The sequence below is a fragment of the Massilia antarctica genome, assembly GCF_015689335.1.
In the GTDB taxonomy this organism is placed as follows: Bacteria; Pseudomonadota; Gammaproteobacteria; order Burkholderiales; family Burkholderiaceae_D; genus Telluria_A; species Telluria_A antarctica.
This window is the reverse complement of sequence record NZ_CP065053.1, coordinates 5,119,934-5,140,745: the sequence shown is the minus strand read 5'-3', so window position 1 is coordinate 5,140,745 and position 20,812 is coordinate 5,119,934. Positions and strand designations below refer to the sequence as shown.

At 64.8% G+C, this 20,812-nt stretch carries 16 protein-coding genes; 10 read left to right on the top strand and 6 right to left on the bottom strand.

Features of this window, described 5'->3' with window-relative positions:
- Positions 1-147 precede the first annotated feature (147 nt).
- Positions 148-369, top strand: coding sequence for a hypothetical protein (locus IV454_RS22830; protein ID WP_206087980.1), 222 nt, complete (start codon positions 148-150; stop codon positions 367-369).
- Between the two features lie 10 nt (positions 370-379).
- Here the strand turns inward: IV454_RS22830 and IV454_RS22825 are convergent, their stop codons facing one another.
- Positions 380-1,555: an MFS transporter gene (locus tag IV454_RS22825; protein ID WP_206087979.1), complete on the bottom strand. Its 1,176-nt coding sequence runs from the start codon at positions 1,553-1,555 to the stop codon at positions 380-382.
- 31 nt (positions 1,556-1,586) lie between these two features.
- A complete protein-coding gene (gene aroC / locus IV454_RS22820; protein WP_206087978.1) occupies positions 1,587-2,681 on the bottom strand; it encodes a chorismate synthase in 1,095 nt (364 codons plus the stop codon).
- A 322-nt stretch (positions 2,682-3,003) separates the two neighbouring features.
- Here aroC and IV454_RS22815 point away from each other — a divergent pair, with 322 nt between their 5' ends.
- From IV454_RS22815 to IV454_RS22805, 3 genes are all read left to right on the top strand, one after another.
- The gene (locus IV454_RS22815) at positions 3,004-5,265 is read left to right on the top strand and encodes a putative bifunctional diguanylate cyclase/phosphodiesterase (RefSeq protein ID WP_206087977.1); all 2,262 of its coding nucleotides are present in this window, start codon (positions 3,004-3,006) and stop codon (positions 5,263-5,265) included.
- The gene (locus IV454_RS22810) at positions 5,262-5,759 is read left to right on the top strand and encodes a YcxB family protein (protein WP_206087976.1); all 498 of its coding nucleotides are present in this window, start codon (positions 5,262-5,264) and stop codon (positions 5,757-5,759) included. Before IV454_RS22815 ends, IV454_RS22810 begins: the two co-directional genes overlap by 4 nt.
- 673 nt (positions 5,760-6,432) lie before the next feature.
- Positions 6,433-9,570 (top strand): ligand-binding sensor domain-containing diguanylate cyclase, encoded by a 3,138-nt coding sequence (locus tag IV454_RS22805; protein ID WP_206087975.1) that lies wholly within the window; start codon positions 6,433-6,435, stop codon positions 9,568-9,570.
- A gap of 20 nt (positions 9,571-9,590) precedes the next feature.
- Here IV454_RS22805 and IV454_RS22800 read toward each other — a convergent pair whose 3' ends face one another.
- Together IV454_RS22800 and IV454_RS22795 are read right to left on the bottom strand one after the other, a co-directional pair.
- Positions 9,591-10,469 (bottom strand): PhzF family phenazine biosynthesis protein, encoded by an 879-nt coding sequence (locus IV454_RS22800; RefSeq protein WP_206087974.1) that lies wholly within the window; start codon positions 10,467-10,469, stop codon positions 9,591-9,593.
- Between the two features lie 13 nt (positions 10,470-10,482).
- Positions 10,483-10,935 carry a CBS domain-containing protein gene (locus tag IV454_RS22795; protein WP_054267929.1) on the bottom strand — a complete coding sequence of 151 codons (453 nt, stop codon included), beginning with the start codon at positions 10,933-10,935 and terminating at the stop codon, positions 10,483-10,485.
- Between the two features lie 220 nt (positions 10,936-11,155).
- On the opposite strand from IV454_RS22795, the gene IV454_RS22790 reads away from it, so the two are divergent.
- Genes IV454_RS22790 through IV454_RS22780 form a run of 3 tightly spaced genes read left to right on the top strand, consistent with a single transcriptional unit; the run spans position 11,156 to position 13,601 of the window.
- Positions 11,156-12,466 carry an O-acetylhomoserine aminocarboxypropyltransferase gene (locus IV454_RS22790; RefSeq protein WP_206087973.1) on the top strand — a complete coding sequence of 437 codons (1,311 nt, stop codon included), beginning with the start codon at positions 11,156-11,158 and terminating at the stop codon, positions 12,464-12,466.
- Position 12,467: 1 nt separating this feature from the next.
- Positions 12,468-13,277, top strand: a complete 810-nt coding sequence (locus IV454_RS22785; RefSeq protein ID WP_206087972.1) for an alpha/beta fold hydrolase — start codon at positions 12,468-12,470, stop codon at positions 13,275-13,277.
- 18 nt (positions 13,278-13,295) lie between these two features.
- Complete coding sequence (locus tag IV454_RS22780) at positions 13,296-13,601, top strand: Mpo1-like protein (protein ID WP_206087971.1); 306 nt, start codon at positions 13,296-13,298, stop codon at positions 13,599-13,601.
- A 13-nt stretch (positions 13,602-13,614) separates the two neighbouring features.
- Here the strand turns inward: IV454_RS22780 and IV454_RS22775 are convergent, their stop codons facing one another.
- On the bottom strand, positions 13,615-13,905 hold the full coding sequence (locus IV454_RS22775) for a type II toxin-antitoxin system RelE/ParE family toxin (protein WP_206087970.1): 291 nt from the start codon (positions 13,903-13,905) through the stop codon (positions 13,615-13,617).
- Between the two features lie 467 nt (positions 13,906-14,372).
- On the opposite strand from IV454_RS22775, the gene IV454_RS22770 reads away from it, so the two are divergent.
- The 3 genes from IV454_RS22770 to IV454_RS22760 are packed head-to-tail and all read left to right on the top strand — an operon-like array spanning position 14,373 to position 19,285.
- Positions 14,373-14,825 carry a hypothetical protein gene (locus IV454_RS22770; protein ID WP_206087969.1) on the top strand — a complete coding sequence of 151 codons (453 nt, stop codon included), beginning with the start codon at positions 14,373-14,375 and terminating at the stop codon, positions 14,823-14,825.
- Positions 14,826-14,846: 21 nt separating this feature from the next.
- A complete protein-coding gene (locus IV454_RS22765; RefSeq protein WP_206087968.1) occupies positions 14,847-18,302 on the top strand; it encodes a response regulator in 3,456 nt (1,151 codons plus the stop codon).
- Complete coding sequence (locus IV454_RS22760) at positions 18,299-19,285, top strand: response regulator (protein ID WP_206087967.1); 987 nt, start codon at positions 18,299-18,301, stop codon at positions 19,283-19,285. Before IV454_RS22765 ends, IV454_RS22760 begins: the two co-directional genes overlap by 4 nt.
- A 55-nt stretch (positions 19,286-19,340) precedes the next feature.
- Here IV454_RS22760 and IV454_RS22755 read toward each other — a convergent pair whose 3' ends face one another.
- On the bottom strand, positions 19,341-20,696 hold the full coding sequence (locus IV454_RS22755; protein ID WP_206087966.1) for a YihY family inner membrane protein: 1,356 nt from the start codon (positions 20,694-20,696) through the stop codon (positions 19,341-19,343).
- Positions 20,697-20,812 lie beyond the last annotated feature (116 nt).

The following is a 20,812-nucleotide window of genomic DNA, read 5'->3' as shown; positions in this document are numbered from 1 at the left end:
AGGGGCCGGAAAACCGACTTGCCTTGGCTACGGCGCCGCGCACGTGTGGCCGAAAGTTAAAATAATCATCATCTCGCGGGCTGGACCTCGGGCGGCATCGTCAACCTGGGCAAAAACCGGGCGACCACGGGCTGGCGCGACGGCGCCGTGCCGGGCCAGCTCAATGGCCAGGGCAATATGCTCGCCGGCAACGCCGCGCCGGTCGACCTGGCGACCTCGATTCCACTGGCTGGCAGCGTGGTGATCAACGCCGGTCAGCCACCGCACCGCAATGCGCTGGCGCATCCGGTCCAGTGGCAGCTCAAGCCGGGCCCGATTCCACGGCCGGTGGTCGGCACGGCGATCGACCTTGGCGCCGTCGAAAGATAAGGCGCTGGCGTTACCCGGCCGCGGGCGCGCGCTGCCAGCGAAACGACAGCGCCGCGCTGGCGGCCGCGCCCAGCGCCAGCGCGCCGGCCAGATAAAACACGGCCGGCGGCCCGATGCGGTCCCAGCACAGCGACATCGCCAGCCCCCCGGCAGTCCCGCCGATGCCATACGCAAGGCTCATGTACAGCGCCTGGCCGCGCGCCTGCAGCGGGCCGGCGAACCAACGCTGCATGACCATCACCGAGCTTGAAAGGTGGGCGGCAAAGGTCACCGCGTGCAGCAGCTGCGCCAGCGCCAGGACCACCAGCAGCTGGCCGGCCGCGCCGATCAGCGGAAAGCGCACGGCGGCCACCGCGAACGCACACATCATCACGCGTTGCGCGCCGAAGCGGCGCAGCAGCGGCGCCTGGAAATAAAAGAACACCACTTCGGCCACCACGCCCAGCGCCCACATGGCGCCGATCACCGGCTTGCTGTAGCCAGCCTGCTCCAGATACAAGGAATAGAAGGCATTGAGCGACATGTGCACACCCGCCATCAGCGCGGCCGACACGAAAAACGCGATCACCTCGCGCCGCCGCAGCACGCTCCACAAGCCCGGCGCCGCTTCCGCATGGGGCAAGGCGGGCGCCTGCACGATCAGGAGGCCCGACGCGCCCACGCACACCAGCAGGAACATCGCGATCGACGGCAAGGCGTTTACGCCGAGCCAGTCGAGCAGCCAGCCGGCGGCCAGCACAGCCACGATAAAGCCGACCGAACCCCACATGCGCACGCGCCCATAGTTGCTTGTATCGCCGCGCAGGGCCGACAGCAGCAGCGCTTCGGCCAGCGGCGCCTGCGCGCTCGAAAAGAGGTTGAACACAACCATCACGGCGATGAACTGGAAATAGGTCTGGGCGAAGAACATGCCGCTGAAGGCGAGCAGCGCGCCGACGCTGGTCAGGCGCAGCACGCGCACGCGCTGGCCGCTGTGGTCGGCCAGCCAGCCCCACACGTTGGGGCCGACGATGCGCATGACCTGGATCAGCGACATCAGCACGCCGATCTGGGGCGCGCCCATGCCGCGCGCGGCGAAGAACAAGGTCGCGTAGATGGCGAAAGCGCCGACCTGCGCGTAATACGCAAACAGGAACAGCGAAAACGGCGCCAGTTTCGGGGCCACATGCGGCGCGGGTTGCGGCATGGCTTGCGCAACCCCGCGTCCCGCTCCGGCGTCAGGCAATTTTCGGCGTATCGACCCGCACGTCGCCGCACTGGGCGCGGTGCATCAGCGCGTGGTCGATCAGCACCAGCGCCAGCATGGCTTCGGCAATCGGGGTGGCGCGGATACCCACGCAGGGGTCGTGCCGGCCGAAGGTTTCGACCATCACCGGATTGCCGGCCTTGTCGATCGAGCGGCGCGGCGTGCGGATCGACGACGTCGGCTTGATCGCAATCGACACCGTAATATCCTGGCCGGTCGAAATGCCGCCCAGGACGCCGCCGGCGTTGTTGCCGACAAAGCCTTCCAGGGTCAGCTCATCGCCGTGTTCCGAGCCGCGCTGGGCCACCGAGCGGAAACCGGCGCCGATTTCCACGCCCTTGACGGCGTTAATGCCCATCATGGCGTAGGCGATGTCGGCATCGAGCTTGTCGTAGATGGGCTGGCCCAGGCCCACCGGCACGTTCCTGGCCACCACGTCGATGCGCGCGCCGATCGAGTCGCCGTCGCGCCGCAACGCATCCATGGCCGCTTCCATGCGCGCGATCAGGTCGGCGTCGCCGCTGGCGGCAAAGAACGGGTTGTTCGGTACGTGGTCCCAGGACTCGAACGGCACGGGAATGTCGCCCAATTGGCTCATGCAACCCATGAACACGGTGCCGTACTGCTCGTGCAGCCATTTCTTGGCGACCGCCGCCGCTCCCACCACGGGGGCGGTCAGGCGCGCCGAGGAACGTCCGCCGCCGCGCGGGTCGCGCACGCCGTACTTGTGCCAGTAGGTGTAGTCGGCGTGACCGGGCCGGAAGCTCTCGACGATATTGCCGTAATCCTTGCTGCGCTGGTCCTGGTTGCGGATGATCAGCATGATCGGCGTGCCGGTGGTCTTGCCTTCGTACACGCCCGACAGGATCTCGACCGTGTCGGCTTCCTGGCGCTGGGTGACGTGGCGCGAGGTGCCCGGTTTGCGGCGGTCGAGGTCGGGCTGAATGTCGGCTTCGGACAACACCATGCCCGGCGGGCAGCCGTCGATCACGCAGCCGATGGCCGGTCCATGCGACTCGCCAAACGTTGTAACGGTAAACAGCTTGCCAAAAGAATTGCCGGACATGATAGGAAAGTGAGTGGCGGAAAAGCCAATTCTACCAGCCCGCGCGCTTTTGCTGGCGCCGCCGCCCAAGTGACGCCGTGGTTCCGCCACGCCGACGCCAGCCGTCGAGTGAGCAATTCGCCAACTATCTTAGTGCATTGTGCAATTTCTTTTTCTCACAGTTAATAGATACAGTAAGCCAAATTCGTGGCATGCTGTCGGAAAGCGGTAGCAGTTCCGCAATCTGTGTCGCCCTATCTGCATGGATATGCGTTACTGTATGTAACAGCTGGACGTATACTGGCGACGCATCATTACCGAGAAACGCCTGGAGAAGCGACACATGCCCCCATCGAGCACGCCCTTGGACGACCTTGAGGAAGACCACGACGATCTGGTATTTTTGGAGGAACATCCCGCCGCGCCGGCGGCCGTGGGTGCGAACGGCGTTTGGCGCGTAATGATCATCGACGATGACGAAGACGTGCACTCGACCACCACCTTCGCGCTCGGCAACCTGGACATGCAACAGCGGCCGCTCGAATTCGTGCACGCCTACTCGGCCGGCCAGGCGCGCGAAATGCTCAAGCACGAACACGACATCGCCGTCATCCTGCTCGACGTGGTGATGGAACAGGACGACGCCGGCCTGCACCTGGTGCGCTACATCCGCGAAACGCTCAAGCTGGCCGATGTGCGCATCATCCTGCGCACCGGGCAGCCGGGCTACGCGCCCGAAATCGACGCGATCCGCGATTTCGACATCAACGATTACAAGACCAAATCCGAACTGACCCGCATCAAGCTGTTTACGACAGTGACGGCGGCGATCCGCTCGTACGAACAAATCCGCGCGATCAGCGCCAACCGGCGCGGCCTGGACCTGGTGGTGCGCGCCAGCACCGAGCTGATGGGCCTGCACGGCGTGCAGAACTTCGCCGCCGGCGTGCTGGCCCAGATCGCCGACATCCTCGGCGTGGAGCCGAACGGCGTGCTGTGCGTGCAGGAATGCCCGGACGGGCGCTGCCGCGAACTGCACATCATCGCCACCGCCGGCGCCTACCGCCGGCTCGGCACCGGCAAGCTGACGGCGCTCGAGGATGCCGCCGTCGCCACGGCCATGGAGCGCACCCTGGCCCAGCGCCGCAATATCTACGAGCCGGACACCGTGACCCTGTTCTTCGCCGGGAAATCGAGCCGCGATTTCGTCGCCTATCTGGTGCCGGGCCGCGTGCTCGGCGAGATCGACCAGCGCCTGCTCGAAGTCTTTTGCAGCAATGTGGCCGTCGGCCTCGATAACGTCGAACTGGTGACGCATCTGCACAACGCCGCCTTCTACGATCAGTTGTCCAAGCTGCCCAACCGCACCCGCCTGGTCGAGATCCTCGACGCCACCATGGCCGGGCCGGCGCGCAACGACGCCACCCTGTCCCTGGTCGACCTCGACCACTTCGCCGAAACCAACGATGCGCTCGGCCACCAGTTCGGCGACATGCTGCTCGTTGCCGTGGCCACCCGCCTGCAGCAGCGCCTCGGCCAGCAGCTGACGGTGGCGCGCATTGGCGGCGACATTTTCAGCGTGCTGGGCGACGCCGAGGCGGTCAATCCGGTGCGCATCCTGGAACTGTTCGAGACGCCCTTCTCGATCGATGGCCAGGATGTGCAGCTGTCGGCCACCCTGGGCCTGGTGCGGCTGTCGGAACACGATGGCAGCGGCGCCGACGCGCTCAAGGATGCCGACATCGCCTTGAAGCGCGCCAAGAGCCAGCAGCGCGCCGGCCACTTCTATTTTTCGCGCAGCATGGGCGTGGAAATCCGCGAACGAGTGCGCATGATGCATGCGCTGCGCACCGGCTTCGCCAAGGGCGAGCTGTTCGTCGTCTACCAGCCGCAGATCGACCTGAGCGCGCGCCGCCCGGTGGGCGCCGAAGCGCTGCTGCGCTGGCAGACCGCCGACGGCACCTATATTTCGCCGGACCGCTTCATTCCCATCGCCGAGTATTCTGGCCTGATCATCGATATCGGCGAATGGGTGCTGCGCAGCGCCTGCCACGAACTGGTGCGCCTGCGCGAAGCGGGCCACCGCCAGTTCACGATGTCGGTCAACGTCTCGCAGGTGCAGTTCCGCCATCCCTACTTCCTCGACATGCTGCGCTCGGCCCTGGAAGAAACCGGGGCGCCGCCGGAATTTGTCGAACTCGAAATCACCGAATCGATGGCGATGGAAGAACCGGACCTGCTGATTAAAATGCTGGCCCAGATCAAGCACACCGGGGTGTCAATCGCGATCGACGATTTTGGGACCGGTTTTTCATCGCTCTCGTACTTGCAGCGGCTGCAGGTAGACCGGCTCAAGATCGACCGCGCCTTCGTCACCGAAATCACCCATTCGGCGCGCGGCAGCAGCATCGCGGAAATGGTCATCCAGCTCGGGCGCAATCTGGGCCTGTCGGTGATCGCCGAAGGGGTCGAGGATGAACGCCAGGCCGACATCTTGCAGTCGCTCGGCTGCCCGCTGGCGCAGGGCTTTTTGTTCGCCCGTCCGATGGCCACCACGGCGCTCTACGAATGGCTCAACGACGAAGCCCTGCACGGCCCTGCATGATGCAGGTGACGGTCGATATCACCAAACGCGATGTGTTCCTGGTTTCGCTGGCGATGATTCCGCGGCTCAAGGGCAACTGGATTTTCATGGGCGTGCTGGCGCTGGCGATCTTTGTGCTGGTGCTGGTGACGCGCACGCCGGACACCCTGTACTCGCTGGGCGTGGCGGCGGTGGCCGCGCTCGGGGGCGCCCTGGGCGGGGGGCTGTCGGCCCTGACGATCAATGTCGCGACCATGCTGTTCAAGCTCGATGCCGGCAACCCGATGCTGGGACGCCACCACTATGCGCTGACCGACACGGGGCTGGAGCTGCGCGCGGGCAAGCAGGACAGCATGCTGCCGTGGGCATCGATCGCCTCGGTGCGCCGGCTGTCGGGATATATCGTGTTCCGGCTGAACGGGAACGGCGTTTTCCTGCTGCCGCGCCGCGCCTTCAGCAGCGGCGAGGCGTTCCAGGCCTTCTGGCGGCAAGCCTGCGCACTCAAGGGCGCCTGACTCGAGGCTGGCGCATGGCTTGATCGGACCGACGCGTCCGGCGCCGCTGCTAGCTGGAGGGCCCCCTCCCCTGCTTGCGCCGAGGGCGGTGCGGCGGCAGCGCCTCGCGCGCCGCCGCGCCGCCCGACAAGACGTCCATTTTTTGGCGCTGTGCCGCCATCCTCGGGCCAGCCTGGATAGCGTCCTTGCGCGCTTGCTGCCGCAGAACGCGCTCGCTACTGTTGATCATTTCTTACAGTTTCAGTTGTGCCACCCTTGCCGGACGATTGTCCGCACGAGCGGTATCGCCCGATGTCTGCCGCCAGACGCTGTCCGGCGCGCATCAAGCGGGCCTGCGGCTTCCCCATGCATCGTCGCGTGTAGCGGAGTTTTCATGCAGGTTCACCCTCATGGGGACGTTGGTATATCGATACTAGCCCGGGCCAACGACGGGACACAAGCTGACACATGGGAGGGCAAACGCGTCCTGTGGCGGGACATGCATACCGGCAACGCGTTTCCCGTTTTCCCATGCACCTGCTAACGTATCCTATCAGCAAGCAATCGTTGCATGTCGGCAACAGCCTCCCTTCCCCGCACCGTAATCGCACCGTGCGCGCACCGTGCGCGCCTGCGTTCACGTAATATCGACCCCATGCTGTGCAATGGATGGGGCGCCAACTTGAATGAATGCATGAGGATGGACACTTCGCGCTGCTTCCCAAGCTTGGCGCGGCGCGCCCGGCGCTGCTGCGCGCTGCTCTGGCTGGCCGCGCTCGCCCTGTGCCGACCGGCGCTGGCGCTCGACCCCGACAAAGCCTTCCACCACTTCGTGCGCACCAGCTGGTCGATCCAGAATGGCTTGCCGCAGATCAGCGTGCAAGCCATCACCCAGGATCAGCAGGGCTACATCTGGGTGGCCACCCAGAACGGCCTGGCGCGCTTCGACGGGGTACGCTTCACCACCTATTCGCCCGAGAACCAGCCGGCCATGGCCGGCGTCTGGATCCGCAGCCTGATGGCCGACAGCGCCGGGCGCGTCTGGATCGGCACCTACAAGGGCCTCACCGTCTACGAAAACGGCGTGTTCCGCGCCATCCCCGCGGCGGACACGGCCCAGTTCCCCATGCTCGACATCCACGCCGTGGCCGAGGACCAGGGCCGGCTGGTGGTGGCCACCACCAGCGGCGTGTTCGACTATGACGGCGGCAAGCTGGTACATCGCCCCGGCAGCCCGGCGCCGGCCACCGCCCTGCTCAAGAGCGCCGACGGGATCTGGATCGGCGGCACCGGCGGCATCTTCCACAGCAGCGGCAAACAGACTGAATTGATACCGCTGCCGGCCGGCCTGCGCCAGGGCGTGGTCACGCGGCTGGCCGAGGCGCAAGGCAAAATCTGGGCCGGCACCAGCGTCGGCCTGTTTGTGCGCGCCGGCGGCGTGCTGGAAGCAGCCGGCACCGAGCCGATCCTGCAAAACTCGCCGACCACCATGCTGTACCAGGACAGCGACCGCAACCTGTGGGTTGCCAGCAACGCCGGCATGGCGCGCATCCGCAACGGCAAGACCGCCGAAACCATCCCCGACAAGAACCCGGCCGCCTTCAAGGGCGTGGTGGCGGCCTTTGAAGACCGCGAGCGCAACCTGTGGCTGGGCAGCCAGTGGCAGGGCCTGATGCGCCTGTGGAACGGTTCGACCAGGCGCCTGGCCGCGGCGGAAGGCTTGACCGAGCCGATCGTCTGGTCGCTGGCACGCGCGCCGGACGGGCGCACTTGGGTCGGCACCAGGGATGGCTTGAGCGTGTTCAGCGACGGGCGCTTCCGCCAGGTGCTGTCGGGCAGCCAGCTGCCGCATCCGCATGCCTACAATCTGCTTGCCGAAGCCGACCGCATCTGGATCGGCACCCGGCGCGGCCTGGCAGTGTGGCACGACGGAAAAGTCGAGACACCAGCCCTGTTCGCGCCGATGGCCGCGGCGCAGATCAACGGCATCGTGCGCGACCGCGCCGGCGTGCTCTGGTTTCCAACCACCGAGGGTGTATTCCGGCTGGCCGGAACCACACTGACCAAATACGGCAAGGACGAGGGCTTGCGCGACGTGCGCGCGCGCCAGGTGCGCGAACTCAAGGACGGGCGCATGCTGGTGAGCACACAGGATGGCTTGTACGAACTGCGCGGAGAGCGCATGGTGCCGATCGGTCTCGATAGCGGCCTGCGGCCCGGAATGGACATCACCGCCATCACCGAACTGAAAGACGGCGCGCTGGCGCTCGGCACCTTGACCGAAGAAATCTACCTGTTCAACGGCCGCCGCTGGCACAAGTTCGGCAGCGCCGAGGGTTTTCCGCCGAATGCGCCCTTCTTCCTCACCGAAGATGCGGCCGGCTACCTGTGGTCGGCCGGCCTGCGTGGCATCCTGCGCGCCCCGCTGGCCGAAATGCGCCGGGTCCAGAACGGCCAGACAAAGACCGCCTCGGGCGAAATGATCCTCAACGAGCGCGGCGACCGGCGCAGCGGCGAACAGGGATTCTGCTGCAACGGCGCCGGCACTTCCAAGGGCTTCATGGACCCGGCGGGCACCTTGTGGCTGCCCAGCCGCGATGGCGTGGTCACGCTCGACACCATGGGCCTGACCAAGAACAGCACGCCGCCGACGGCCGTGATCGAAAGGGTGCGCGTGCTCGACACCTGGCGCGACATCCGCCAGGGCCAGGGCGGCGCGCTGCGCATGCGCGAGGATGCACGCGACCTGGCCTTCGAATTTACCGCCCTGAGCTTCCAGGACCCGGCCAGCGTGGTGCTGCGCTACCGCCTGCACGGCTACGACAAGGACTGGCGCGAACTCCAGGCGGGCGCGCCGCGCGCGGTCAACTACACCAACCTGCCGGCCGGCTCCTACAGTTTCGAGGTCAAGGCCAGCAACAACGCCGACGTCTGGAACAAGCTGCCGGCGCGCCTGGACTTCATCATTGCGCCGCATTTCTACGAGACCAGCTGGTTTTACGGACTGCTGCTGGCCATGTTGGGCGGCACCGTGTACGGCGGCTTCCGCCTGCAGCGCCATTCGCATGAAAAGCAGCGCGCCGCGCTGGAACAGCAGGTGGCCGAACGCACCGAGCAGCTGCACGTGGCCAACCGCGCGCTCGAACTGGCCAGCCAGACCGACCCGCTCACGGGGCTGCACAACCGGCGCTATCTGAGCAACCAGATCCCGGCCGACCTGGCCTTCTACGAGCGTGAAAACAAGCGCACCGGGTCGAGCGACAACACGCTGCTGTTCGCGCTGGTCGACATCGACCACTTCAAGCGCATCAACGACACCTATGGCCACCGCGCGGGCGACCGCGTGCTGCAGCAGGTGTCGGACGTGCTGCGCGCCCAGGTGCGGGTGGGCGACTACATCGTGCGCTGGGGCGGCGAAGAATTCCTGCTGGTGTGCCGGCCCAGCACGCGCCAGTTCGTGCCGGTGCTGGGCGAGCGGATCCGGCGCGCGGTCGCCAACCATGTGTTCGACCTGGGCGACGGCATCGAGGTGTCGCTGAGCTGTTCGGTGGGGCTGGCCGAGAGCGGCCTGTATCTGGACGACGCCAAGGGCGTCAGCTGGGAGCATTTGGTGGAACTGGCCGACGCCGCGCTGTACTGGGTCAAGGCGAATGGCCGCAACGGCTGGAGCGCGCTGCGGCCCAAGCCCGATGCGGACAACCGGGAGCTGATCGAAAAGCTGCACCTGGGCGCGCAGGCGATGCTCGATACCGGCCGCGCGACCCTGATCAGTTCAAGCGACCAGCTTGCGCCCTCGCACGCGGCGCTGGCCGAGTCGAACGACCCGGCGTAGTTGCGTATCCGGGGTTGGCGTCAGACGCGCACGACGCCATCGATCACGGTGACCGAGTGCCCGCCGATCCACGGCTCGCCATCCACATACGATACCGCGATGCGTCCGTCGCACTGCAGGCAAGTGCCCTGGCGCGCGCTGTAAGCGCGGCTGGTCTCGCCGCCATCGGGAAAACCCTGTGCCTGCAGCACGCGCGCGATGCAGGCATTGGCGCTGCCGGTCACCGGATCTTCGACCAGCGATCCATGTTTGGTAAACATCGCCCTGACTTCGTAATCGGCCGGGTCCGCGCCGTCATGCGGGCCGTAGATCGCCACGCCGGCCACGCCAAGCTGCGTCAATTCCTGCAACGCGGCGCCATCGATCCGCGCATCGAGACAGGCTTGTGCGCTACCGAGGCGAACGACCAGCCACGCGATGCCCATGGTGACAATGAGCGGCGTACATACCATATCGAGCGCGGCGCCTGGCAAGACCCGCGCCAGCAAGGGTTGGTGCTGGAGCGCCAGCGGCGCCAGGCTGGCGGCCGGCGCGCGAAACGCCAAGGCGCCATCGGCGCCAAGCTCGATCGGCACCAGCCCCACGCCGCACTCCTGCACCAGGGTGCCGGCACGGCGCGGCACCAGGCCTGCTTCAAGCAGGGCGTGGGCCGTGCCCAGGGTGGGATGGCCGGCGAAGGGAAACTCAGTATCGGGAGAGAAAATGCGGACGCGGTAGTCAGCCTGCGCATCGCGCGGGGTCAGCACGAAGGTGGTTTCGGACAGGTTGGTCCAGCGCGCCATGGCTTGCATGGCTGCGTCGGACAGGCCGTCGGCATCGAGCACGACGGCCAGTGGATTGCCCTTGAACGCGACCTTGGTAAACACGTCCACCTGCTTGAAGCGGCGCGCCGCGCCCAAGGTCGGACTCCAATCAGTCTTCCTGGACGGCTTCGGCCGGCCAGTCGCGGATGTAGGCCTTGAGCATGCGGTTCTCGAAGCTCTGCGCTTCGAGCACGGCGCGCGCGACGTCGTAGAACGAAATCACGCCGAGCAGGGTTTTGGCGTTCATCACCGGCAGGTAGCGCGCATGCTTTTCGAGCATCATGCGGCGCACTTCGTTCACTTCGGTGTCCGGGGTAACGGTAATCGGATGGTCGTCCATGTGCTTGCGCACCGTGCCCGCGCCGACCGAGCCGCCATTTTTGTGCAGCACCTTGATGACTTCGCGGAAGGTCAGCATGCCGACCAGGTCGCCGAACTCCATGACCACCAGCGAACCGATATCCTTTTCGGCCATGGTGTTGACGGCGTCCACGAGCAGCATCTCGGGCGTTGCTGTGTACAGGATGTTACCCTTCACTTGAAGGATTTCTGAGACTTTCATGGTGGCCGCCTTGTCTTGTGAGGTTATAAGTGCATGTCTTTTATAAGCCCTAGCTCCGACTGTAGCGTAAGCTTGGCAAAAAATCCAGCATTGCGATTAATCAGGACGCCGGAGAAAGCGCCCGATTGGTATTTGCACCATTTTAGCGAGCAAACCGCGCTTTTGTGCAACGCATGCGTGCTACGATTCGGCCCATCCTTTTTTAACTGATGAGCCCACCATGAGCGGACCTCAATACCCCGGCTTCGACACCCTGTCGCTGCACGCCGGCGCTGCGCCCGACCCGGCCACCGGCGCGCGCGCCACGCCCGTCTATTTCACTTCCTCGTTCGCGTTCAAGGACTCGGACCACGCGGCCTCGCTGTTCAATATGGAACGCGCCGGCCATGTGTACTCGCGCATCTCGAACCCGACCAACGCCGTGCTTGAAGAGCGCATCGCCGCGCTCGAAGGCGGCGTGGCCGGCATCGCCACCGCCAGCGGCCAGGCCGCCATGCACCTGGGCCTGGTGACCATCGCCGGCGCCGGCTCGCACATCGTCGCCTCGCGCGCGCTGTACGGCGGCTCGCAAAACCTGCTGGCCTACACCCTCAAGCGCTTCGGCATCGAGACCACTTTCGTGGACCCGCGCGACGCCGACGCCTGGCGCGCCGCGATCCGTCCCAACACCAAGGTGCTGTTCGCCGAAACCCTGGGCAATCCGGGGCTGGACGTGCTCGACATCGCCACCGTCTCGGCCATCGCCCACGATCATCATCTGCCGCTGATGATGGATTCGACCTTCACCACGCCTTACCTGCTGCGCCCGTTCGACCATGGCGCCGACCTGGTATTTCACTCGGCTACCAAGTTCCTGTGCGGGCACGGCACTGCCATCGGCGGGCTGCTGGTGGACGGCGGCACCTTCGACTGGCAGAGCGCTTACGACAAGACCGGGCGCTTCGCCGAACTGTGCGAGCCGTATGACGGCTTCCACGGCATGGTGTTCGCCGAGGAGTCGACCGTGGCGCCGTTTTCGCTGCGCGCGCGGCGCGAGGGCCTGCGCGACTTCGGCGCGGTGATGAGCCCCCACAATGCCTTCGCCGTGCTGCAAGGGATCGAGACGCTCAGCCTGCGCATGGACCGCCACGTGGCCAACACGCGCAAGGTGGTCGAGTTCCTGCTGTCCAATCCGGCGGTGGAGTCGGTATCGTATCCGGAACTGGAATCGCATCCCGATTATGCACTGGCCAAGCGGCTGCTGCCCAAGGGCTGCGGCGCGGTGTTCTCGTTCAGTATCAAAGGCGACCGCGCCGCCGGCCGCCGCTTCGTCGACGCGCTCAAGATCTTCTCGCACCTGGCCAACGTGGGCGACGCCAAGTCGCTGGTGATCCATCCGGCGTCGACTACCCACTTCCGCGTGCCGACCGAACAACTGGCGGCGTCGGGCATCAAGGAAGGCACCATGCGCCTGTCGATCGGGCTGGAGGACGTCGATGACCTGATCGAGGATCTGGCGCGCGGCCTGAAACTGTCGCAGAAGGGAGCTTGAGATGATCTGCAGCCTTCCCGGCTTCGATGCCTACTGCTACACCGGCGGCAAGGCCTTCAACGCGGCCCAGCCGACCATCGTCTTCATCCACGGCGCCCAGAACGACCATTCGGTGTGGGCCTTGCAGTCGCGCTATTTCGCTCACCACGGCTTCAACGTGCTGGCAGTGGATCTGCCCGGCCACGGGCGCAGCAAGGGCGCGGCCCTGCACAAGGTGGAAGAGATGGCGGCCTGGCTGCTGGCGGTGCTCGATGCCGTCGGCGTCGAACGCGCCGTGCTGGCGGGCCACAGCATGGGCTCCCTGATCGCGCTCGAAGCGGCGATCCAGGCGCCCGCAAGGGTGAGTCATCTGGCGCTGCTCGGGACCACCTATCCGATGAAGGTGTCCGACTCTCTGCTCGACACCGCCAAAAACAACGAGCAGGCCGCGATCGACATGGTCAACATCTTCTCGCACTCGTCGATGGCGCAAAAATCATCCTGTCCCGGACCGGGGTTCTACACCATGGGCGGCGCGCGGCGGCTGATGCAGCGCATGTCGGTCATCAATCCGGACCAGCTGTTCTACACCGACTTTTACGCCTGCAATGCCTATGCCAACGGCCAGGCCGCGGCGGAGGCGGTCAAGTGCCCTACCCTGTTCATCTTCGGCAGCAAGGACATGATGACCCCGCCGCGCTCGACGAAACTGCTGACGGGCGCCATCGCCCATGGCAAGATCGTGCACGTGGATGCCGGCCACCAGCTGATGGCCGAGCAGCCCGATTCGGTGCTGGACGCGCTGTTCGGTTTCGCCACCACACCAAGGTAAATCCGCCAGGAGAGCCGCATGCCGACCAGTCACGCCAGCTTTGCCGAGTTTTATCCCTGGTACCTGACCCAGCACGCGAGCGTGCCGTGCCGGCGGGCGCATTTTATCGGCAGCTCGTCGGCGCTGGCGGCGCTGGTGCAGTATGTGGACAGCATGCATGCCTGGTGGATCCTGGCGGCGCTGGTGTCGGGCTATGGCGGCGCCTGGATCGGGCATTTTTTCTATGAAAAGAACCGCCCGGCCTCGTTTGCGCGGCCGCTGTATTCCTTCATGGGCGATTGGGTGATGTACTGGCAGATGCTGACGGGGAAGCTGAGCTGGTAGTGCCGGCATGCGCTTATTGCGGCGTATCCTTTTGATGCCTCACTAACCAAATGACCATCTCATTGTTTTTGTGACGATAGCGAACGATGTAGCCGGCATTACCGAAGGAAATTAGGAACTCATAATATCCGTCCGGCATATGCTGTAGCGGACGCCCGAATCCGGGATGTCGGCTCAGCACCTGGATGGAGCGGATTATCGCTGCGTTGGCGCGCCTGGCTGCCGCTTGACTTTTCGGTCGCAAAAATTCCCGCAACCTTTTTAGGTCGAGCACCGCCCGCTTGGAAAACCGTACTTGCGGCATAAGTGCGCACGGAGTGTGTCCATATGTCCGACGACATCAGGGATCGTTGTCACTTGTGGCACGCGGGCGCGGGAAGCTCGTTTTCCTCACCCCACGTCACAAGCCATTCTATTCTTCCTCCCCGGTCACATGCAGCCCAGTTGCATGATACTCACTCCAAGCATCAAGTGTCTCCTGCCGGGATGCATCTCGCTCTTCCTCACCATCAAGATACTGACCAATAGCTTCGTTCATCATCATAAGCAGCGTTTGTCAGCGCGATTCGGCCAAGCGCTTCAGACGAAAGTGGGTTTCCTGATCAAGTTCAAACGCCAGCAAGGGTAGGTCGGACATAGCAACCTCCAAAAAGCAGGTAATGCGGCTTGAAACGGATTCTCGCATGGTGCTTGAATCACTTTCTGCGTAAATATCCCGGCATCAATCATTACTGAATCAACGACAGGGTACTGATTCAGACGGGCCGCCAAGTGATAAAGTTCCCTGCACAGCGCGACATCCGGCAGGCGCGGATGCTGCCGGGCACCACCTTTCTGATGAAGGTATCCGCCGCGCGGCTGGAAACGTCCCTGACGACAACGCCGATGCCGCCATCATTCCCGCCCCAGCGCGAGCGCGACGGTTGCCGCCAATGCGCGCAAAAATGTCGGGCGCCCGAACGGCGTCTTTATCCAGGCGCAATCGACACCGCGCAGGTACATCCCTTCCCCAAGCCGGCGAGCGCCATTTATCTGATCCCGGCCGTGTCGTCCCCATCGGCGGTGGAGACGCAAGCGTTCAGCATCCACGATGTTTATTTAGAATGCCACGCCAAGATCGAGGAAAGGCCGAGTACCGTTCGAGCAACACATTCCGGGCTTACCGCAGAGCGGCGCATCACAATCCAATCGACATTCCCCAACAAAAGGGCTATCTTGCTTTAACGGCATTATTGTGGAGCAGTGATGAAGCGACAGAAGCGCGAATGGATGTACCTCGCTGTTCTCATTGCCGGCATCGCAACGACGCTCGCCTATTTACAGCATACGGAACTCGAGCGCACCCTCCATGCGGAGCAGCTGCGCCTGGACGTATTGGGACACGTGCTCGCCACTGAGGTGGGAACCAGCCTCAACGCTGTCAACGATGCCTTGGGCGGAGTGCTGCGCGATCATCTGTCCGGCATCGACGGGCCCGATCCGGCTAAGCTCAACCGCCGCTTGAAGGCACTCGAGGAAGCCATGCCCCAACTGCGCGGCGTGACGGTGATGGACGCGCAAGGCGTGGTGCTCGCTGCGGCACCGCGCGATCTGATCGGGCGCAACTTCGGTGCGCGCGCGTATTTCGGCGCGGTGCGCGACCATCCCAACCTTGCGACGGTGTTCCTCTCGCGGCCTTTCGTTTCCGTGCGGGGCGACCCGGTCGTCACCATCACCCGCATGATACCGGACGCCACAGGGAACTTCGGCGGCGTCGTGTCGGCCGTCCTTGACCCCAAGTACTTTTCCACCTTGCTCAGCACGGTGCTGTATGCGCCGGACGTCTCTGCCTTTGTCGCCCATGGCGCGGGGGAGAAATGGCTACAGGTACCTGCCGGGGCGGGCGCCGGTGCCACCCAAGGCGACGACCTGCGCCGCATCACGGCGATCATGCCGGCCGTCCTGAAGATGGACAGCACCCTGTCGATCGGTATCACGCGCGACACCGCAGCCATCGTGGCCCCGCTGCACCGGCAAGGCAACATCTTCCTGGCGTTCCTGGGCGCGCTCGCGATCGCCTGTGCCGCCCTGCTGAACTGGGCCCAGGGCCGCAACCGGCGTGCCGACCTCCTCGCCAGCGAGCACAGCCGCGAACGCATACACGGCGACGCGCTGCGAGAAAGCGAAGCGCGTTTTCGCACCCTCATCGAAGAAGCCCCGGTCGCGGTGGCGATATTACGCAGCGGATCGTTCATCTACACGAACCGGCGCTACAACTTGTTGCACGGCTATGCGCCGACGGAGAACCTGGCCGGTCTCCCATGGCGCGCCATGCTCGCGCCCGCCTCGCTGGCCGCCTTGGGCGAGCAGGAAGCCGGCATTGGCGCTGATTTGCCGATCGAGCAGCGCTTCGAGGCGCTCGGCCTGGGCAAGAATCATAGCCTGGTCCCGGTGCTCAAGGCGACAACGCGGGTGGACCTGATGGACGGGCCGGCCACACTGATCTTTGCGCAGGACATTTCTCCCCAAAAGCATGCCGAAGCGCTGCTGCTGGAAGCGCGCGACGCCGCCCAAGCGGCCAATATCAGCAAGGCGGACTTCCTGTCGAACATGAGCCATGAAATCCGCACCCCCCTGAATGCCATTCTGGGCATGGCCTACCTGCTCGAACAGGCGCAACTCGGCGCGGACGCGCAGGCGATGCTCGTCAAGATACGCGCGTCCGGCAAATCGTTATTAGGCATCATCAACGACATCCTGGACGTGTCCAAGATCGAAGCCGGGCAAATGACCATCGAATCGGCCTGGTTCTCGTTGCAACAGGTCGTCGACAATGTGGCAGCGACCATGGGCGTGGAAGTCGGTGAAAAAGATATCAGCCTGCTGGTACACCCATTGCCCGAGGGCCTGTCGAGCCTGATGGGCGATCCCCTGCGCCTGGAACAGGTCCTATCCAACCTGACCAGCAATGCCATCAAGTTCACCCAGTGCGGCAGCGTCCAACTATCCATTACCGTCCTGGCCACGAGCGCCGGGCAGAGCACCTTGCGTTTCGGCGTGAAGGATACCGGCATCGGTATCGCGCCGCACCTGCAAGAGGCAATCTTCGCGTCCTTCACCCAGGCGGACAGTTCAACCACCAGGCGCTTTGGCGGGTCCGGACTCGGGCTGACGATATGCAAGCGGCTGGTCACGCTGATGGGCGGACTGATCGGCGTTGACAGCGTACCGGGCCAGGGCAGCGATTTCTGGTTCACCCTGCCCTTCCAGCATGCCGCCGCCAACGCCTTTTCATCGCCCGAAATGATCCGCGTCCATGCCCTCATCGTGCACGACGATGTACTCGCCCTGGCCAGCATCGCCGATAGCGCGCGCGGACTCGGCTGGCAAGTAAGCACCGCTTCCAGCAATCAGGAAGCGATCGAGCGCATACGCCATACGACGGTACTCTTGCCGGAAGTGGTAGTGCTCAACTGCCGCGCGCACGACGCCAGCAGCGTGGCGGCGGCGCGCCTGATCCGCGCCGCCGTGCCGGCCGGACAGTGCCCGGTCGTGCTCATGACCACCACTCACGAGTTGGCCCGGCTGAGCGGCGCGTCCGAAGCGGCCGTCGTGGACGCATTCCTGACCAAGCCCGTGACCGCCTCGACGCTGTACAACGCCGTCATCAAGGCGCGCCGCAAGCGCGGCGCGGCGTTGCTCGAGACGTCCACACCGGTCGAGCATGACAGCACCGTGCTGGCAGGAATCCGCCTGCTGGTGGTCGACGACAGCGACATCAATCGCGATGTGGCGCGCCGCATCCTGTGCGGCGCCGGCGCCGAGGTCGCGCTGGCGCAGGATGGGAGCGCCGCGCTCGCATGGCTGCTGACCCATTCCGACGAGGTGGACCTGGTCCTCATGGATGTGCAGATGCCGGTGCTCGACGGTATCGAGGCGTGCAGGATGTTGCGCAAGCTGCCGCAATTCGACGATTTGCCCATCGTTGCCCTCACGGCGGGCGCCTTCCAGTCACAGCAAGATGCTGCGCGCGCGGCCGGGATGACCGACTTCATCAGCAAACCATTTGATATCCCGCTCACCATCGCGCTCGTCAAGCGCCTGCGCCGGGCATCGCGCCATGGTGCGGCCAGCATCCTGGACGTACAGCGCGGCTTGGAACTATGGGGCGACATGCCGTCCTACGACAACTACCTGCGCAAATTCGCCATGGCGTTTCGCGATGTACTCGCCGAACTGCGGGCGGCACTGGCCGCCACCGCCACCAACGGCGCCGCCGCCATCGCCCACAAACTGGCCGGCGCGGCGGCCAATGTAGCCCTGCCGCAAGTTGCCAGCGCCGCCATGGCGCTGGAAGGACGGCTGGCCACCCCGGCCAGGCCCGCCGACCTGCTCGATGGCCTGCGCGATGCACTGGGCCGTGCCATGGCCGCGATCGACGCACGCATGCCGCCGCAGCCGCATGATGCGGCCAGCGCCGCCCACCCGGCGCCGTCGGCGGGAGCCGGTACGGCCGCCTTGCTCGATGCGCTACTCAAGGTCCTCGATGGCGATAACCCGGCACCGGCGCTACCGCTACTGGCGGCACTGCAACGCAGCGCGCCCGATGTCCCGCTGCACGCCATTGAACATGCACTGGCCGCCTTCGATTTTCGACTTGCCGAGAGCGCCACCCGGGTACTGGCAAGCCGACTCAACATCATCCTGAAGACAAGCCCATGAGCAACTCCGTGATTCTGATCGTCGACGATGAACCGAGCAATCTGGCCCTCATGAGCACGATCCTCGGATCATCCTACCACCTTGTGTTTGGGCGCAGCGGTGCCGAGGCGCTGGCGGCGGCGGTGAAACACCGTCCCGCCATGGTATTGTTGGACATTGGCTTGCCGGACACCGATGGCTACCAGTTATGCACGCAGATCAAGGCGCTCGACCCCGGCCACAGCGTCCAGATCATCTTCATCACCGCTTACCGCGACCTCGAGCACGAGGCCAAGGGATTCGATGCCGGCTGCGTCGACTACATCGTCAAGCCGGTCACGCCCGCCATCGTGCGTGCCCGCGTGGCGGCGCACCTGTCGATGGTGCGCGCCAGCGCCCTGGCCGCCAGCTACCGCGACGCGATCCTGATGCTGGGCCATGCAGGTCACTACAACGATTCCGATACCGGCGCGCATATCTGGCGCATGGCGGCCTACGCGCGCGCGCTGGCGCATGCGCATGGCTGGGACGAGGATCGCTGCGACCAGCTGGAAATGGCCGCGCCAATGCACGATACAGGCAAACTGGGCATCCCCCACAGCGTCCTGCGCAAGCCAGGCGTCTTGAATGCCGAGGAATGGCAAATCATGCGCACGCATCCGGAAATCGGCCATGCAATCCTCAGCAAAAGCGATGCCCCGGTGTTCCGGCTGGCAGCGGAAATTTCGTTGCGTCACCACGAAAAATGGGATGGCAGCGGCTATCCGGGGGGCCTGCAAGGGCAAGCCATTCCCGAGTCGGCACGGATTGTCGCTCTCGCCGATGTGTTCGATGCCCTGAGCATGGAACGGCCCTACAAGGCACCGTGGCCGCTCGACGCCATCACGGCGCACGTACGCGGCAATGCCGACCAACATTTCGATCCGGAACTGGTGGATGTGTTTTTTAACATCTTGCCGGAACTTCTGGCAGTCAGGGAAAAATGGGCTGAGCGGACCAGCTGAGCGCTGTTTCCGCCTTGGCGCCGCCGTCGACGCCGCGCTCAAGTAGCGTGCCGGCCTACGCGCGCGCCGCCTGTGCCGGCGGTGCCGCAAAGTGCTGCGCCAGGGTCTGGTTCAAGCCATCTTCCACCGCGCACTCGACCTGGCGCGCCAGCGCGCTGCCGTCAAGCGTCATCGGCGAGTTATCGTCGAGCTCGGTATCCTTGTCGAGGTCGATGGCCACGGCGGCATCGATGGCGGTGCGGCCGAACACGAACAGGCGGTACACATCGGCCAGCCGCAGCTTGTCCACATTGACCAGCAATACCCAGTTCTCGGCGCTTTCGATGGCGCGCTTGCCCCAGCGCGAGCGGGTCGTCACATTCGCCTGCACCCGCCCGACCCAACCCACGGCCAGCATCTGTTCGAGCAGGGTGGTCATCTCATCGTAGCCGATGCGCGTGTGCGCGCGGATCGCGGCGGACGACACCAGCGCCGTGTCGCTCACCTGAGCACATCCGTGCAGCACCTTGAGGATCGCCATGGCGTCCACAAAAGCGCCGCCCGGCACCGGCTCGTACCACCAGCGCTCGTATTTGACGATCGGCAGCGCCGCCGCCAGCAAGGCGCCGACCAGGGTGATCATCCACGACACGTAAATCCACAGCAGGAACAGCGGCAGCGCCGCCAGCGCGCCATAAATGATCGCGTAGGTCGGAAAGCGGCTGACGAACATGGCGAACAGGCGCTTGGCGACCTCGAAGGCGACCGCCGCCACCAGGCCGCCCCAGACCGCATCGCGCCAGTCGACGAAGCGGTTCGGCACCGTCATGTACAGCAAGGTATAGGCGCCGGTGGTCAGCCCGACCGAGGCGGCCGTGTAGAACAGGGTACTCAGAAACGGCAGATTGCTGGTCAGCGCGCTGGTGGCCATGAACAGATGCGAGGTGGCCGTCAAGGACAGCCCGACCAGCAGCGGGCCGAGCGTGACCAGCGCCCAGTATATCGTCACGCGCTGGGCGATCGGACGCGCCTCGCGCACCCGCCAGATCTGGTTGAAGGCGCGCTCGATCATGTTCATCATCGCCGCCGACGTGAACACCAGCGCCACCGCGCCCACCGCCGACAGGCTCTTGGCCTTGCTCGCGAACTGGGTCAGGTTGCCGGTGATGGTGTTGGCGATGGCCTTGGGCATCAGGGTCTGGACGAAATACGCTTCCAGCGCAACCCGGAAATTACTAAACACGGGGAAAGTTGTAAAAATGGCCAGCACGATGGTCAGCAGCGGCACCAGCGCGAGCGTGCTGGTGAACGTGAGGCTGCCTGCCACCTGGGGCAATTTCTCTTCGTTGAGGCGGCGCCGCGCGAAGCGAAGCAAGTCGCGTGCTTCGCTCCAGGTCAGGCCACGCACCATATCGACGCTGCTATTGATCATTTCGCTGGTGGATCGGGAAATTGAATGGACTGTTTTTGAAAGCATGTATCTGGTTAAGGCGTGAAAAACGCGCCGGCTGCGCCGATGTAATCCTGTAAAGCGCCCTATAATACCAA